12 protein-coding genes are annotated in these 14425 nt (G+C 66.3%); 8 read left to right on the forward strand and 4 right to left on the reverse strand.

All coding sequences use genetic code 11. From position 1 onward, the window contains the following. The first annotated feature begins 107 nt into the window (after positions 1–107). The 3 genes from CZ375_RS05665 to mscL all read left to right on the forward strand — a co-directional run bounded on the left by CZ375_RS05665 (position 108) and on the right by mscL (position 2789). Complete coding sequence (locus CZ375_RS05665) at positions 108–1748, forward strand: carboxypeptidase M32 (protein ID WP_097677387.1); 1641 nt, start codon at positions 108–110, stop codon at positions 1746–1748. 2 nt (positions 1749–1750) lie between these two features. Beyond that, positions 1751–2221 (forward strand): D-aminoacyl-tRNA deacylase, encoded by a 471-nt coding sequence (dtd, locus tag CZ375_RS05670; RefSeq protein WP_077598292.1) that lies wholly within the window; start codon positions 1751–1753, stop codon positions 2219–2221. Positions 2222–2345: 124 nt separating this feature from the next. Next, on the forward strand, positions 2346–2789 hold the full coding sequence (mscL, locus tag CZ375_RS05675; protein ID WP_077598293.1) for a large conductance mechanosensitive channel protein MscL: 444 nt from the start codon (positions 2346–2348) through the stop codon (positions 2787–2789). A gap of 85 nt (positions 2790–2874) precedes the next feature. Here the strand turns inward: mscL and CZ375_RS05680 are convergent, their stop codons facing one another. Next, positions 2875–3213 carry a hypothetical protein gene (locus tag CZ375_RS05680; RefSeq protein ID WP_200799704.1) on the reverse strand — a complete coding sequence of 113 codons (339 nt, stop codon included), beginning with the start codon at positions 3211–3213 and terminating at the stop codon, positions 2875–2877. Between the two features lie 244 nt (positions 3214–3457). Here CZ375_RS05680 and CZ375_RS05685 point away from each other — a divergent pair, with 244 nt between their 5' ends. From CZ375_RS05685 to gpmA, 5 genes are all read left to right on the forward strand, one after another. After that, positions 3458–4165 (forward strand): spermidine synthase, encoded by a 708-nt coding sequence (locus CZ375_RS05685; RefSeq protein WP_143803083.1) that lies wholly within the window; start codon positions 3458–3460, stop codon positions 4163–4165. Positions 4166–4340: 175 nt separating this feature from the next. Beyond that, on the forward strand, positions 4341–5342 hold the full coding sequence (locus CZ375_RS05690; protein ID WP_234966903.1) for an alpha/beta fold hydrolase: 1002 nt from the start codon (positions 4341–4343) through the stop codon (positions 5340–5342). A gap of 16 nt (positions 5343–5358) precedes the next feature. Continuing rightward, entirely contained in the window at positions 5359–6849 is a 1491-nt protein-coding gene (gene glpK, locus CZ375_RS05695) for a glycerol kinase GlpK (RefSeq protein ID WP_077598296.1), read from the forward strand. 44 nt (positions 6850–6893) lie between these two features. Continuing rightward, positions 6894–8051, forward strand: coding sequence for a PASTA domain-containing protein (locus tag CZ375_RS05700; protein WP_077598297.1), 1158 nt, complete (start codon positions 6894–6896; stop codon positions 8049–8051). 151 nt (positions 8052–8202) lie between these two features. Beyond that, positions 8203–8967 carry a 2,3-diphosphoglycerate-dependent phosphoglycerate mutase gene (gene gpmA, locus CZ375_RS05705; protein WP_077598298.1) on the forward strand — a complete coding sequence of 255 codons (765 nt, stop codon included), beginning with the start codon at positions 8203–8205 and terminating at the stop codon, positions 8965–8967. A gap of 192 nt (positions 8968–9159) precedes the next feature. On the opposite strand, the gene CZ375_RS05710 is transcribed toward gpmA, so the two are convergent. Genes CZ375_RS05710 through CZ375_RS05720 form a run of 3 tightly spaced genes read right to left on the reverse strand, consistent with a single transcriptional unit; the run spans position 9160 to position 14378 of the window. Beyond that, positions 9160–11397 carry a DEAD/DEAH box helicase gene (locus tag CZ375_RS05710; protein WP_077598299.1) on the reverse strand — a complete coding sequence of 746 codons (2238 nt, stop codon included), beginning with the start codon at positions 11395–11397 and terminating at the stop codon, positions 9160–9162. Between the two features lie 54 nt (positions 11398–11451). After that, positions 11452–12807, reverse strand: a complete 1356-nt coding sequence (locus tag CZ375_RS05715; protein ID WP_077598300.1) for an ATP-binding protein — start codon at positions 12805–12807, stop codon at positions 11452–11454. After that, on the reverse strand, positions 12804–14378 hold the full coding sequence (locus tag CZ375_RS05720; RefSeq protein WP_159438384.1) for a TerB N-terminal domain-containing protein: 1575 nt from the start codon (positions 14376–14378) through the stop codon (positions 12804–12806). The genes CZ375_RS05715 and CZ375_RS05720 overlap by 4 nt, the downstream gene beginning before the upstream one ends. Positions 14379–14425: the final 47 nt, after the last annotated feature.

Genomic DNA, 14425 nt, shown 5'->3' on the forward strand with positions numbered 1-14425 from the left:
CGTAGAAACGCTGGAGCTTCTGAGGTCCGGCACACGTCCGCGCTAGACTGTGTGCCAGCATGAACAGCAGAGCCGCCACGCGGCGGCCGGAAGAAGGGCGGACGTCCATGGAAGACGGCAAGACCACGCAGGACCCCAGCGAGCCCTTGCAGGGAGCTCCCGAGGGCACGGGCGGCGAGGCGGCCTCCAGGCAGCCCTCTTCCGGCATGCCCGAGCGCCCCGCGCCGGCGGCCATCGCCAACCCCAAGGCCGACATCGCCGCCCTGGACGAGCTTGAGCGCCACCTCTTCGCGCACCGCTACGCACAGGTCGGCATCTCCTGCTACGGTCCCTCCATAGACCCCGCAGACGCCACGCGCGACCGCGGGGAGGCGCTTGCCATACTCGAGGAGGAGGACCAGGCTCTGCTCTGCTCGCCGGAGACGGGATCTCTGCTCGAGCGCCTCTCGGGCATGGGACACATCCTGAGCGAGACCCAGGAGGCGCAGGTGAGGATCCTCAAGCGCGACCGCGCGCGCCTGCTTGACGTTCCCAGCGAGGTGCAGGGCCGCCTCACGCGCCTTCTGGCGGAGTCCGACGACGTGTGGAGGCGCGCCAAGGCGTCAGGCGACTGGGCGAGCTTCGAGCCCTACCTGGACCGCGTGGTGGACGGCATGGTGAAGGTGGCCAAGCTGCGGCGCCCCGAGCTCGACCCCTACGACGTCTGGCTCGACGACTTCGAGCACGGCAGCGACCGCAAGCTCTACGATAGCTTCTTCTCGGAGGTCAAGGACACCGTGGTTCCCCTCTTCGCCGAGGTACGCGCTCGGGGGTGGCAGCCGTCCCGCACCGTGGTGGAGGGGCGCTTCGACGAGAGACGCCAGTGGGAGCTTGCGCGCGACCTCATGGAGCTGGAGGGCCTGCCCGCCTCGAAGATGTTCCTCACCTCGACGGAGCACCCCTACTCGGATGCGCTGACCTCGAACTACGGCATCATCGCCTCCCACGTGCACGAGGACGACGTGGTCTCCAACGTCTACAGCATGCTGCACGAAGGCGGGCACGCCCTCTACGAGCTGGGGGTGGAGCCCAGCTACAGCTACACCTCGCTGAAGGGAGGCACCTCCTCCGGCATGCACGAGGCACAGTCGCGCTTCTTCGAGAACTACGTGGGCCGCGACCGCGCATTTGCCCCTCACCTGCTGGCTGCCATGGCCAAGCACTTCCGCGGGCAGCTGGGCCGCGTGACTCCCAACCAGCTCTACCTCGCCTGCAACCGCGCCGAGGGGTCGGCCATCCGCACGGAGGCCGACGAGCTCACCTACCCCCTGCACATCCTCATCCGCTACGAGATAGAGCAGATGCTCTTCTCGGGCGAGTGCAGGGCCAAGGACGTCCCGGGCATCTGGAACGCCAAGTACAAGGAGTACCTGGGGGTTGACGTCAGGAGCGACTCAGAGGGCGCCCTCCAGGACACACACTGGGCTGACGGCCTCTTTGGCTACTTCCCCACCTACGCCCTGGGCGGCGCCATCGGAGCGCAGCTGCGCCACCAGATGATCCTGGAGGGGATGGACTGGGAGGGCGTGCTCGCAAGCGGGGATCTCTCCCCCGTGCGCGAGTGGCTGCGCAGCCGCATCTGGCGCTTCGGCCGCTCCAAGGACTCCGGCGAGCTCATCCAGGACAGCTGCGGGGAGCCCTTCTCGGCGCGACACTACACGAGCTACCTCAGCGAGAAGTTCTCCGACATCTACGGTCTCAGGGGCTAGGCATGCGGGCGGTCATACAGCGCGTGCGCCAGGCCAAGGTGGAGGTCGAGGGCAGGGAGGTTGGCAGCTGCGGCCGCGGCTACCTGGTGCTTCTGGGCGTGGCCCCGGGCGATGGGCCGGCAGAGGCGCAGCTGCTCTGGGACAAGATCTCCCATCTGCGCATCTTCGATGACGAGCAGGGCAAGGTGAACCTTTCGCTCGGGGACGTGGGGGGAGAGCTCCTGGTGGTGAGCCAGTTCACCCTCTTTGCGGACTGCAGGAGGGGCAGACGGCCGTCCTTCACCTCCGCCGCGGCCCCAGAGCTCGCAAGCTCCCTCTACGAGCAGTTCTGCCTGCTCGCCGAAGGGGACTCCTTCCACGTGGGCAGGGGGGTCTTCGGAGCCGACATGCAGGTGTCTCTCGTCAACGACGGCCCCTTCACGGTCTGCCTGGACACCGTCGAGCTCACCCGTCCCAGACGTCAGGAAAGATGACATCCATATGTAAGCAAAATTGCATCAAATGTGCCTTTCACCGACTCTATAGCCCCGTCCATGGGGCTATAGTTGTCTTGCATTGATGTTTGGGCTTTTTGTGCCCGATCCATGGAGGGGACCTATGAAGAAGTTCATGAGCGAGTTCAAGGAGTTCATCGCGCGCGGCAACGTGATGGACATGGCCGTAGGCATCATCATCGGCGGCGCCTTCACCGCCATCGTCACGTCCCTCGTGACCAACATCATCAACCCACTCATCACCCTGATCACGGGCGGCGCCTCAGGCGTCTCTGGCCTGCAGATTCCCGTGAACGCAGACACGGTCATCGACTTCGGCGCGTTCATCTCCGCCATCATCAACTTCCTGATCATCGCCCTCGTGGTCTTCAGCATGGTCAAGGCGCTCAACAAGCTCCAGGAGCAGGCCAGCAGGTTTGGCAGGGGAAAGCAGGAGAAGGCGGCCCCCGCCGTCCCCGTCTGCCCGCACTGCCTCGAGGAGGTCAAGGAGGGCGCAACCCGCTGCCCCCACTGCGCAGGCGAGATTCCCGGCGGCGCCAAGGCCTAGGCCCATCGACGCACGCATGCAAAGGGCGGGCAACCTTTGGGGTTGCCCGCCCTTCTCTTGTGTGGCTCCCGGTGGTTCCGCTTGCCTAGATGAAGGAGGCGGCCACTCGGCTCGCGGCCCTGCGGAACTGCGCCACGGCAGACGTCTTGCTCGCAGTGACCTCGCCCGCCTCGGAGATGGCAATCGCGTCCTGCGGGGTCATATAGGACTCGCAGACGTTCTTGGTCCTGAAGTACTCCCTTCCCAGAGGGTCGACCACAGGGACGAGGACCTCGGGGTTGGCGGCGAAGAACATGTCGGGGGCGGTGTGCACGTGGGGGTCAGCAAGCGTGTAGCCGCGGCTACAACGACCCTGGCACAGACCGGTGGTCCCATCGTGAGCGATAGTTGCAAAGACACAGTCAACGCAATGCAGTCCAGCCATGACAATCCTTTCGACACGGCGTGCCCCTTGCGCGTCGCAGAGGAGAATATGCCACTCGCAGAAAAGACTTGCAATATCTTTCTCGACAATCACGTCTCGGATATAAAATGAAAAATTTGTTTGAATGATTTTGACCCGTGGGAGCGAATACGTGCTGGTAGATTTGCTGCTCAGAACCTTGCGTAAGCTGAAATCCCAGCGATACGCTGCACAATTCCCACACACAATGTTTGGGCGCGCGCGGGTGATCGACACCCGCGACGAGGAGGGCCTCCCGATCCGGGTTCTCGAGGTTGGCGGGGGCTGGCAAAGCGCCTGCTACCGCGGCGATGGCTGGGGCGAGCTCGTCTTTGGATACCACCGCATCTACCGCTACGTCACCTCTCTTCTCTCGCCTCCCCGCCATGTCCTCATGCTTGGAGGGGGCGCCTACTCCTGGCCGATCTGGCTGCTCACGCACCTTGGAGACTGCAGGGTGGACGTGGTGGAGGTGGACCCCCAGATCACCAAGATCGCGCGCGACTACTTTGGCCTGGACCTTCTCGACGAGCGCTGCGGTGGCCCAGATGCCGGTGGCAGGCTGCGGAGCCTTGCCATGGACGCCCGCAAGTTCCTGGAGAAGGAGGGGTCGGGCCGCTACGACCTCATCTGCAACGACTGCTTCTCGGGACAGGAACCGGTGATGTCGCTTTTGGGGCCGGACGCGGCGCGGCGCGTTCACAGGCTCCTTGAGGATCAGGGCGGATGCTACCTCTCCAACGTGGTCTCCGCGCTCGAGGGGCCGGAATCTGCGCTGCTGCGCGAGGTGTGCGGCAACCTGGGCGAGGTATTCTCGCATGTGTACGTGCTGCCCTGCGGTACGGATGAGCCCTACGACCAGGACAACAACGTGGTGGTGGCAACGGACTCCCCGCTTGAGCTCCCGGGCAGCTACCCCCTCTTCGACGAGTAGGCTTCCTTCCTAGGCCATGCCCTCGCATCTTGCGGCGGGACGGGGGCGTCCGCCCACCGCCCGCAAGCCACGGCCCACGGAGCCGATGCCCTGGAGGGTCTGCAGCATCCATATACTCCATCTACGTCATGGTTCTGCGGGCAGCGCCCGCCCCAGCCCGGTTGGAGGGATGCAGGTGAATCAGGATCAGGTGCTCCTCACGCCCCTGCGCTTTGCCTCAAGCGACGAGACCAGCACGATACATGCCTGCGTGTGGTCGTCGTCCGCCCTTCCTGGCGACGTGGGGCCACGCCTGGCGCCGCGTGGGGTAATACAGGTCGTCCATGGCATGTGCGAGCACAAGGAGCGCTACGACGAGTTCGCCCGCGCGCTGGTGCATGCGGGCTTCGTGGTGTGCGCCCACGACCAGATAGGCCATGGGCAGAGCTGCGCGCCCGAGCGCTGGGGGTGCCTGCCCGCCCACGGTGGTCGCGACATCCTGGTCGAGGACGTCCATCGCCTGCGCGCCCTTATGACCAGCCACCTGCGCAAGGGTACCCCTTACATAGTGTTTGGCCACTCCATGGGCAGCTTCGTGACGCGCGCCTACATCTCCCAGCACGCAGGGGGGCTGGCGGGTGCCATCATCTGCGGCACCGGCAGCGTTGACGTCTCCGTGTCACGGGCGGGCAACGCCCTGGCGCGGGCCATAGCGCGCCTGCGCGGTCAGCGACACAAGAGCAAGCTTCTCAGGGGCATGGCGGACGGCGGATACGCCAGCACCATCCCCAACGCACGCACGGAGTTCGACTGGCTCTCTCGCAACCAAGAGAACGTGGACCGCTACATTGCCGACGAAGCCTGCGGCTTTGCCTTCTCGGCAGGCGGGTACGCGACCCTCACCGAGCTCACGGCCGAGGTGTGCGACCTAAAGTGCGCCCAGCGCGTGCCGGCCGATCTGCCCCTCTACTACATAGCCGGAGGAGAGGACGCGGTGGGCGGCATGGGCGTGGGGGTTGAGCAGGCGGCAGAGCTCGCCACGAGGGCGGGCTCCAGGGATGTGAGCTGCAAGATCTACGCGCGCATGCGACATGAGATCCTCAACGAGGACGGGCGCGCCCAGGTCTTCGCCGACGTCATAGCCTGGGCCGCAAGAAGGTGCTCACTGGCGCAGGCAACCCCTGCGGCAGAGGCCTAGGGAAGGGTAGCCAAGCATGGACAAGAAGTACGTCATTGCCCTGGACCAGGGCACAACCTCGTCACGCGCCGTGCTCATCGACCGCCAGGGCAGGATGGTTGACTGCGTGCAGCGCAGCTACCAGCAGATCTACCCCCAGCCCGGCTGGGTCGAGCACAACCCGCAGGAAATCCTGCTCTCGCAGCTGGGTGCCCTCACCGAGCTGGTGAGCCGGCATTCCCTCTCGTACGAGAACGTAAGCGCCATTGGCATAGACAACCAGCGAGAGACCACCATGGTGTGGGATCCCACCACGGGCGAGCCCATCGCCAACGCCATCGTCTGGCAGTGCCGGCGCACCGCCGGCATGGTGGAGGAGCTCTGCGGGAGCCCCGAGACGCGCGCCATGATCCAGGCCAAGACGGGCCTGCTGCCCGATGCGTACTTCTCCGCCTCCAAGATCCGCTGGCTGCTGGAGAACGTGGACGGTGCGCGGGAGAGGGCCGAGGCGGGCGAGCTGGTCTTTGGCACCGTTGACACCTGGCTCCTGTGGGTGCTCTCGGGTGGGCTGGTCCATGCGACGGACGTCACCAACGCCAGCCGCACCATGCTCTACAACATCCACGAGGGCCACTGGGACCAGGTGCTCCTGGACCTCTTTGACATCCCCGCCCAGATGATGCCCCAGGTCCTGCCCTCGGCAAGCGTGTTCGGCGAGACGAGCTACCCCGGCATCCCGGCGGGCATCCCCCTCGCGGGCGTCGCCGGGGACCAGCAGGCCGCCCTCTTCGGCCAGTGCTGCTTCGAGGCTGGCCAGGCCAAGAGCACCTATGGCACGGGCTGCTTCCTGCTCATGCACACCGGGGCCACGCCCGCCGTGTCCGAGAACAACCTGGTGACCACCATCGTGGCCTCCCCTCCCAACGTGGGGCATACGGAGTACGCCCTGGAGGGCTCCGTGTTCGTGGCAGGCGCCCTCATCCAGTGGCTGCGCGACGGCCTGGGGCTCCTGAGGTCTGCCGAGGAGACCGAGTGGATGGCGCGAAGCGTGCCGGACACGGGAGGCGTGTACATAGTCCCCGCCTTCACCGGCCTGGGCGCCCCCTACTGGAAGAGCGACGCGCGCGGCCTCATCTATGGCCTGACGCGCGGGACCACGACAGAGCACATAGCGCGTGCCGCGCTGGAGGCCCTCGCCTACCAGTGCCACGACCTCGTGCGGGCCATGGAGGCCGACTCCAGGGTGGCCCTGCAGGCGCTGAAGGTGGATGGGGGAGCCTCTCGCAACGACTTCCTCCTGCAGTTCCAGGCAGACGTGCTGCGCCGCCCCATCTGCCGGCCTCGCAACATAGAGACCACCTCGCTGGGCGCGGCCTACCTGGCGGGGCTCACCTCTGGCTTTTGGTCCGGCACGGAGGAGCTGCGCGCGCTTGATGCCTCAGGGGCGGAGTTCCTGCCCCAGATGGACCCGAAGCGGGCCGAGGGGCTCCTGGACGGCTGGAGGGGCGCCATCTGCCGCTGCATGTAGCCACAGACGGGGCGGCTGGACCTGGCGCGGCACATGAAGATAGAATGTTCGCCTGCACGTGCCCGCAGGACATCGAGAGGACCCTGGTGAGCGACACGCACGACAACGAGACGCAAACGCCGATCGAGGAAACCGAGCCGCAGGCAAGCGAGAGGCCGCGGCATCTCGCGCCGTCCTGCCCCTGGCCCAGGACAGGTGATGACTCTCTCGCCGATGAGGGCATAGCTGCTCCTGGGGAGACCACCCCCTCGGCTGACGCCTCGGCCGGCACACCTGAAGAGCGGATTCCCGACTTCGGGGAGGCGTCCGCCAAGGCAAAGACGCCTGAGGGGCCGGCGGAAGACGGCATAGGCCCACAGGGCTTCTATGCGCCCAGCCTGAGCTACGAGGAGTGCGCGCAGGACGCCCGGAGCATCTGGGAGCGCCTCCCCCACTGGTTCCATGCGTCCCTTGCGGCCGTAGGGCTTGCCTGCGTGCTGTCCCTGCTGATCCTGACGCGCGGATTTGGCCTCTTTGCGGACCCCGAGCTGGTGAACGTGGTTTGGGAGAGCGAGGACGAGGCCCGCGCGAGCCTGGAGGACCTGGGGTATGTGGTGGTGGTGGAGGAGCAGCCCACGGAGGTGGAGGGTGACGTGGGCATGGTCATTGCCACCAAGCCCAAGGCAGGGTCCAGGGTCGCGAAGGGCGCAAACGTGGTCATCAAGGTGGGACGCAGCTCCGGAGAGACCAAGACCATCCCCGACCTGCACGGACTCGACGAGCAGGAGGCGCTTGACGTCATCGCGTCAAGCAACTGGTTCGTGAAGGACGACATAACCCACGCCCACTCCGACTCCGTTCCAGAGGGCTGCGTGATAAGCCAGGGACCTGCCGCGGGCTCGCAAAAGACCAAGGGAAGCAAGATTGACCTCGTGATCTCCGACGGGCCCAACCCCAACGCAGGCACCATGGCCGCCGACGAGGGAAACGAGCGCGAGGCCGTCACCACCCTGACCGTGCCCGACGTTGCGGGCATGCCGATCAAGGATGCCCAGGACCTTCTCGAGGGGATGGGCCTGCAGGTCTTCAGGGGCGAGGACGTGATCAGCGACGAGCTCACCAACGGCACGGTGCGCGGGGTCGAGCCTGGCATCGGCGCCACCGTCACGCCCGGCGACACCGTGACCGTGCATGTGGTCGCCCCTCCCAAGGACGTGGGCTAGGCCTTTCTCGGCCGACGAGGCAAGCGCGGTGTGCCGGGGCGGGAACTGCCGTCTGCGGCACAATCTGAGCCGCTCGCGGTACAATCATCTCGTCTCGATGTGCAATCAGCAATTTTGCGTACGTCCGCAAGGACAAACGAGAGGAGCCAACATGGCCGAGAACGACGAGCTCATGCATCTGGTCATCGTGCGCCACGGCGAGAGCGAGTGGAACCTGAAGAACCTCTTCACCGGCTGGACCGACGTCGACCTCACCGACACCGGCCGCAACGAGGCCGCTGCCGGCGGCAAGGCCCTCAAGGAGCAGGGCTTCGACTTCGACGTCTGCTACACCTCCCTGCTCAAGCGCGCCATCCACACCCTCAACATCGTGCTGGACGAGATGGACCGCGCCTGGCTGCCCGTCTACAAGACCTGGCGCCTCAACGAGCGTCACTATGGCGCCCTGCAGGGCCTGAACAAGGCCGATGCCGCAGCCGAGCACGGCGAGGACCAGGTGAAGATCTGGAGGCGGTCCTTTGACGTGCAGCCTCCCGCCCTGGCAGCCGGTGACGAGCGCGACCCCCACGTCCAGGACCAGTTCCGCGACGTGCCCCAGGAGGACCTGCCCTACACCGAGTGCCTCAAGGACACCATCGCCCGCGCCTGGCCGTACTTCGAGGAGGAGGTCAAGCCTCAGCTTGAGGCCGGCAAGCGCGTCCTCATCGCCGCCCACGGCAACAGCCTGCGCGCCCTGGTGATGCAGCTCGAGCACCTTACGCCCGAGCAGATCCTCGAGGTCAACATCCCCACCGGCATCCCCTGCTCCTACACCTTTGACAAGGGCTGGAACGTCGTGGACAAGCACTACATCGGCGACCCCGCCACCATCGAGGCCAAGATCAACGCCGTGGCAAACCAGGGCAAGGCCAAGTAGGGACCTGCGCCGCACTCGCCGTCTCGTTGGGGCATCGCCGCTGGTGGCGATGCCCCTTCTTCGTGTGCGGCAGGGACGGCGCCCGGGCGCAGGCGGGCCAAAGCGCAGGTTTTGGGCTGGGAGGGACTCTCGATGGCGTGTTGGCCCACCAAAACGCCACTCGCGGGTGGACGAATGCGATGCCGCAGCGCCCTACGTCGGCGAGACGGTCCCTTCTGCCCACTGGAGCACGCGCTCACGCGCGCCGGCAACGTCCAGCACGCCCTGGGCGAAGCCCTTGCGCACCAGCTCGGGGGGCAGGTACTCGTCGTACTTGTCGAAGGTGGGCACCTCTCCCGCAAAGAGCAGGCTCATGGGGTCAAGCTCCGACGAGAAGAGCCCCTGCAACGCAGCGACCAGCTCCCCCGGCTCTGCCGCCATGCGGAACTGCATGAAGTACGGGCGGGAGACGTCCACCCCCTTGATGCCCAGGCTCGCTGGCATGCGCAGCTTGATGGCGCGCTCCAGCGCCAGGAAGGCGTAGCTCCCCAGCCAGGGGAAGAGCGCCCAGGAGTCCCCTCCCAGGCTCACGAAGGAAGAGGTGCACACGCCCGCCGCAGCAGCGGCGGCCCTTGCCGAAGAGAGCCGTACGGCAGCGTTGCCCCGCAGGTAGGGGTACCCGCAGCCCTCGGACAGCACAACGCGCATGCGCTCAAGCACGCGTGTGTGGATGTCGCCGGCACACTCCCCGAAGTAGGCGGGGACCCGGCCCCTCACCTGGGTGACGTAGACCTGGCGCCTCCTGTGGTCCACCTCTTCCACAATCCACACGCCGCCGGCAATGGCCAGCCTCTCTCCCGCAGGCGGCGGCTGCACCACGGTGCCCAGCTCCTGGCCCTCGCAGCGCACGGCATACTCCTCGCTCTCCACGAACACGCCGTAGAAGCGGTAGTTGCTGGTTATGCGCTCCCCCGCCAGCCCCACGATGAGCCCACCCCCCTCGGTGCGTTCTATGTGATCGCCCTCCACAAGGTGCCTCAGGAGCAGACGATAGTCATCCCAGCTCACGTTTGCGAAGGGGGCAAGCGAGAGGACACGACCCGCCAACTCCGCGGGACTCTGCTCCCCGCATGACGCCAAGGTTGACATGGTCTGGTGGTAGAGCAGGCTGTATGGCAGGCGTCCCTCCCGGGGCGGCTCCACCCAGCGCTCCTCGAGGTAAAGCTGCACCAGGGCGATGCCCTGCAGCAGCTTCCAAGGTATAGTCTCGGGCAGGAGGCTGCGTGGCTCCGGCTGGTCCTCCCTCATCACGAACCACATCTCGGGCGGCTGGCCGCGGCGACCCGTGCGCCCCATGCGCTGCAGAAAGCCGGAGACCGTGAAGGGGGCGTCCATCTGGAAGGCCCGCTCGAGCCTCCCGATGTCTATGCCAAGCTCAAGGGTTGAGGTGGTGCAGGTGGTGAGGGGAAGCTCCTCCTCGCGCATGAGCTCTTCCGCCGACTCGCGCAGGCTGGCGGAGAGGTTGCCGTGGTGGATGAGGAAGCGGTCAGGCTCGCCGGCACGCTCGCAGTAGGCACGCAGCGTCGAGGTGACCTCCTCGCACTCCTCGCGCGAGTTCGAGAACACCAGGCACTTGCGGCCGTGCGTATGCTCGAAGACATAGGCGAGGCCTGGGTCGGCGTTGGCGAGAGGGCCCTCTTTTCCGGCGGAGTGCGGCATCTCGCCCGCAGCCTGCTCACCAGAGGTGAAGAAGTGCTGCATAGACAGGCGCCAGCGTCCTGACCTGCCCTCGTCAACCCTGGGGACGAACGTGTCCCTGCCAGAGTGGGCTCCCAGGATGCGAGCGCAGGCGTCAAGGTCCCCAATGGTGGCCGAGAGGCCTATCCTGCGCGGACTCACCTGCGCCATGCGGGAGAGGCGCTCGATGAGGCAGAAGGTCTGGGCGCCGCGGTCCCCACGGATGAGCGAGTGCACCTCGTCTATGACCACGAAGCGCAGGTCGCCGAAGAGCCTGGGAATGGCCGCGTGACGGTGAATCAGCATGGCCTCGAGCGACTCGGGCGTAATCTGCAGGATGCCGGAGGGCCGCTTCATGAGCCTTGCCTTGTGCGAGGCCGACACGTCCCCGTGCCAGTGCCACACAGGAATCCCACCCTCCTCGCAGAGGTCCTCCAGGCGGTAGAACTGGTCGTTGATCAGGGACTTGAGCGGTGCGACGTAGAGGCAGCCCACGGACGTGGGAGGGTCCTCCCAGAGCTGGGTGAGCACGGGGAAGAAGGCGGCCTCGGTCTTGCCGGACGCAGTGGAGGAGCTCAGCAGCACGTTGGCCTCGGAATTGAGGATGGCGTCGGCCGCGGCGACCTGGATGGCGCGCAGGGCCTCCCAGTCGTGCTCGTAGACGAAGTCGCGCACGAAGGGAGCGAACCTATCGAATACCCCTTGCCCTGTCACGGACGCATCCCCTCCCAGACGAGCGAAAAAACCAGTTTGACAGCGTCCCGGACCCTATATCGAGAATTCCGCATAGCCGGGGGCAACGTCTCCCCTCTCGCCTGCACCCTGGTCGGCCCGGGCGTGCGCGAGCGAGCCTGATGACAGCAGCTCCGCCACCCCCAGCGAGGGGTCCTGGAAGAGGACGTCCAAGAGCTCGATGAAGTCCCGGATCACCTCTCGCGGCGTCACCAGGGTGTCCGCCCCCACGCGAGAGAGCTCCAGCTCAAGGAAGCGCGCCAGGTCATCCTCGCCCAGACGGCGACCATAGCCAAAGAGGCCCGCATGGATGTCCGCGAGCTTCTCCACCAACACCAGCAGCTCCTCGGGCGTGAGCGGCTGCAGCCGGATGACGGGGGCGAGCAGGTCCTGCATGCCCTCCCTGCCGAAGCGCCCCTGGGTGAGGCGCGAGCGCAGCGCCTCGTAGGAGTAGAGGCCGCGTCGCCTGTCCTCCACGCACTGGGGGGTGCCGCTCATGATGACACCCAGGTAGGAAGCCCTTCCTTGGAGGGTGTCGTTGTACATGGCGAGGAGCTTCTCGTAGTTGTACTGGCGCGACACCGCGTTGGGGATCTTGTAGAGGTTAACCAGCTCGTCCACCAACAGAACCAGGCCCTCGTATCCCGCCCCGCGCAGGAAGCGGGCGAGGAGCTTCACGTAGTCGTACCAGTCCTCGTCGGTGACGATGACGGACACGCCCAACTCTGCCTTGACCTCGCTCTTGGTGCGGTACTCCCCGCGAAACCACCTGAGCACGTTTGCCTTAGTCTCGTCGTCCGCCTCAAGGTGGGCGCGGTAGTAGGCCGCCAGCAGGCGAGCGAAGTCGAAGCCGTGGACCATCTCGTGCAGCTCCTGCATGAGGGCGTAGATGCGCCGCTCGACCTCCTGGGCAAAGCCTGGGTCTTGGGGCAGCATGCCGGCGGAGGCAACCTCTGCCTGTACGTTTGAGATCCAGCGGTCCAGGATGAGCGCGAGCGCCCCGCCCTCCGGCCGGGTCTTGGTGGAGAGGTTGGAGATGAGCTCACGGTAGGTGGCAAGGCCCTGACCCTTGGTACCCGAGAGGCGTCTCTCGGGCGAGAGGTCCGCGTCCGCCACCACGAAGTTCTTGCCCATGGCATGGTTGCGCATGGTCTGCAGCAGGAAGCTCTTCCCGCTGCCGTAGCGGCCCACCACAAAGCGGCAGGAGGCTCCGCCATCGGCCACTATCTCAAGGTCGCGCAGAAGCGCCGAGATCTCTGCCTCGCGGCCCACGGTAATGTAGGGCAGGCCGATGCGCGGCACCACGCCGCCCTTGAGGGAGTTGACGAGGACGGTGGCTATGCGCCTGGGCACCTTGGGTGCGGCCTGCGCGGTCTTTCTGGCTTCGCTCACGAGAGAACCTCCCGTATCTCCTCGCGGTAGTCTTCCACGATCTGGGGCTCATCCCCCGCAAACTCAAGGACGCTATCCCCTATCAGGTCAAAGAGCTGCTCGTTGATCCTGTCGAGCTCCACGGACAGCAAGGTGCCTCCCGCCTCCCAGGCGCTCATGTCCAGGCGCCCGTCCAGGAGCTCCCGCAGGATGCGCCGCTGAAGCCCGGAAAGCGGCCCTTCCCCGGCCGCAGCCTCCTCCTGCGCGGGCGCAAGGGGCCCTGGCCTCGCCTCGTCCTCGCGCTCCTCGTCGGTGAGCAGCGCCTCCCTGGTGCGCAGGGCGGCATTGCGGATGCCCGAGAGGCGCGTGCGGTCTATGCGCACCCGCGCCGCCTCCTCTGCCGCTCTGCGCCGGAGCAACGAGTCCGTCTCCTGGGAGATGATCCTCTGCAGGTATTTGGGCAGAGGGCGCTCCTTCAGGGCCGGAAGTCCCCCCAGGCGCTCGCGCAGCGTGCGATCCAGGGCATGCAGGACGTCTCCCAGCTCGACGCTGGTCTCGTGGGAGCGGCAGGGCCTCTCCACCTTCCAGCGTCCTTCCCGACAGCGGTAGGTCACGCCCCCAGGGAGGCTCACGTCGGCGTCAGGATGCTCCTCGGGCGCGTAGAACACCGCTGCGGCGAACATGGGGTGAAACTCACTGCAGGCCTCTCCGAAAAGCCCGTCCACAAACCCCCTCCTGCGACGGCGCCGACAGTGATCGACCAGGCGGGCGAACACCGCGGCAGCGAGTTGCTCGAGCAGCTCCTCCTGCTGGGAGAGCAGCTTGGAACGCTCGATGCGATACCGGGAGAGACGTGCCATAGCTCCAAGCAACTCATGGGCCGAGGGCACCCCGGGTGCGCTCGGCCAGACGCCGGGGTCGGGACCACGAAGCAGGGCGCCCTCGGCAGACCTCAGGCAGAGAACCGCGGCGGAAAACCCCAGGTCCTCGTCCGCAGCTCCCCCAAGGAGCTGCGGGTCGAGGCCAAAGTAGACGACATAGTCCAACATCCAGCTGCGAAGGTGGTGCTCCAGGGGACGCATCCCCGGAAGGGAGGCATAGCTCTCCCTCACGCGCCCGAGCTCTGCCAGGCCATCAGGCCCCTGTGGCACGCCCACGCCGCAAAGAAGCTCGTACACGTAGACGAAAAGGAAGGAAAGCCGCGCCTCGGGAAGCTCGCCCCTTCTGAGGCGCGTCCGCCAGCTGAAGTAGCCGCGCAGAACGCGTTCCGACATATCCTCGTAGGTGGGGTAGTAGCAGTCGAAGGCACCAGAAAACGGCAGGTCATCCTCATAGTCTTCCATGAGGCGAGCCTGTTCGAAGAAGAGCCGGGAGCCGCCGTAGCCATAGCCCTGCCAGCCATGGCCAGCGGCGAGGGAGCGCATCTCCCTGATGCGCCTGCGGCGGCCCTCGTCTTCGGCCCTCTGGGTCAGGAGCTCGCGGCCCGTACGCAGAATCGGCTCCGCGGCATAGCCCAAACCCAAGATGACCCTGCCCTCCCGTCTGGAGAGCTCGTCCATGAGCCGATCAAGTATCTCGCTCGCCTGCGACAAGCTCGTCTCTTCTCTCCAGGCCACCATAAAACAGTACGCGTGTTCGT

This window comes from Olsenella urininfantis (assembly GCF_900155635.1).
GTDB classification, from domain to species: Bacteria; Actinomycetota; Coriobacteriia; order Coriobacteriales; family Atopobiaceae; genus Olsenella_G; species Olsenella_G urininfantis.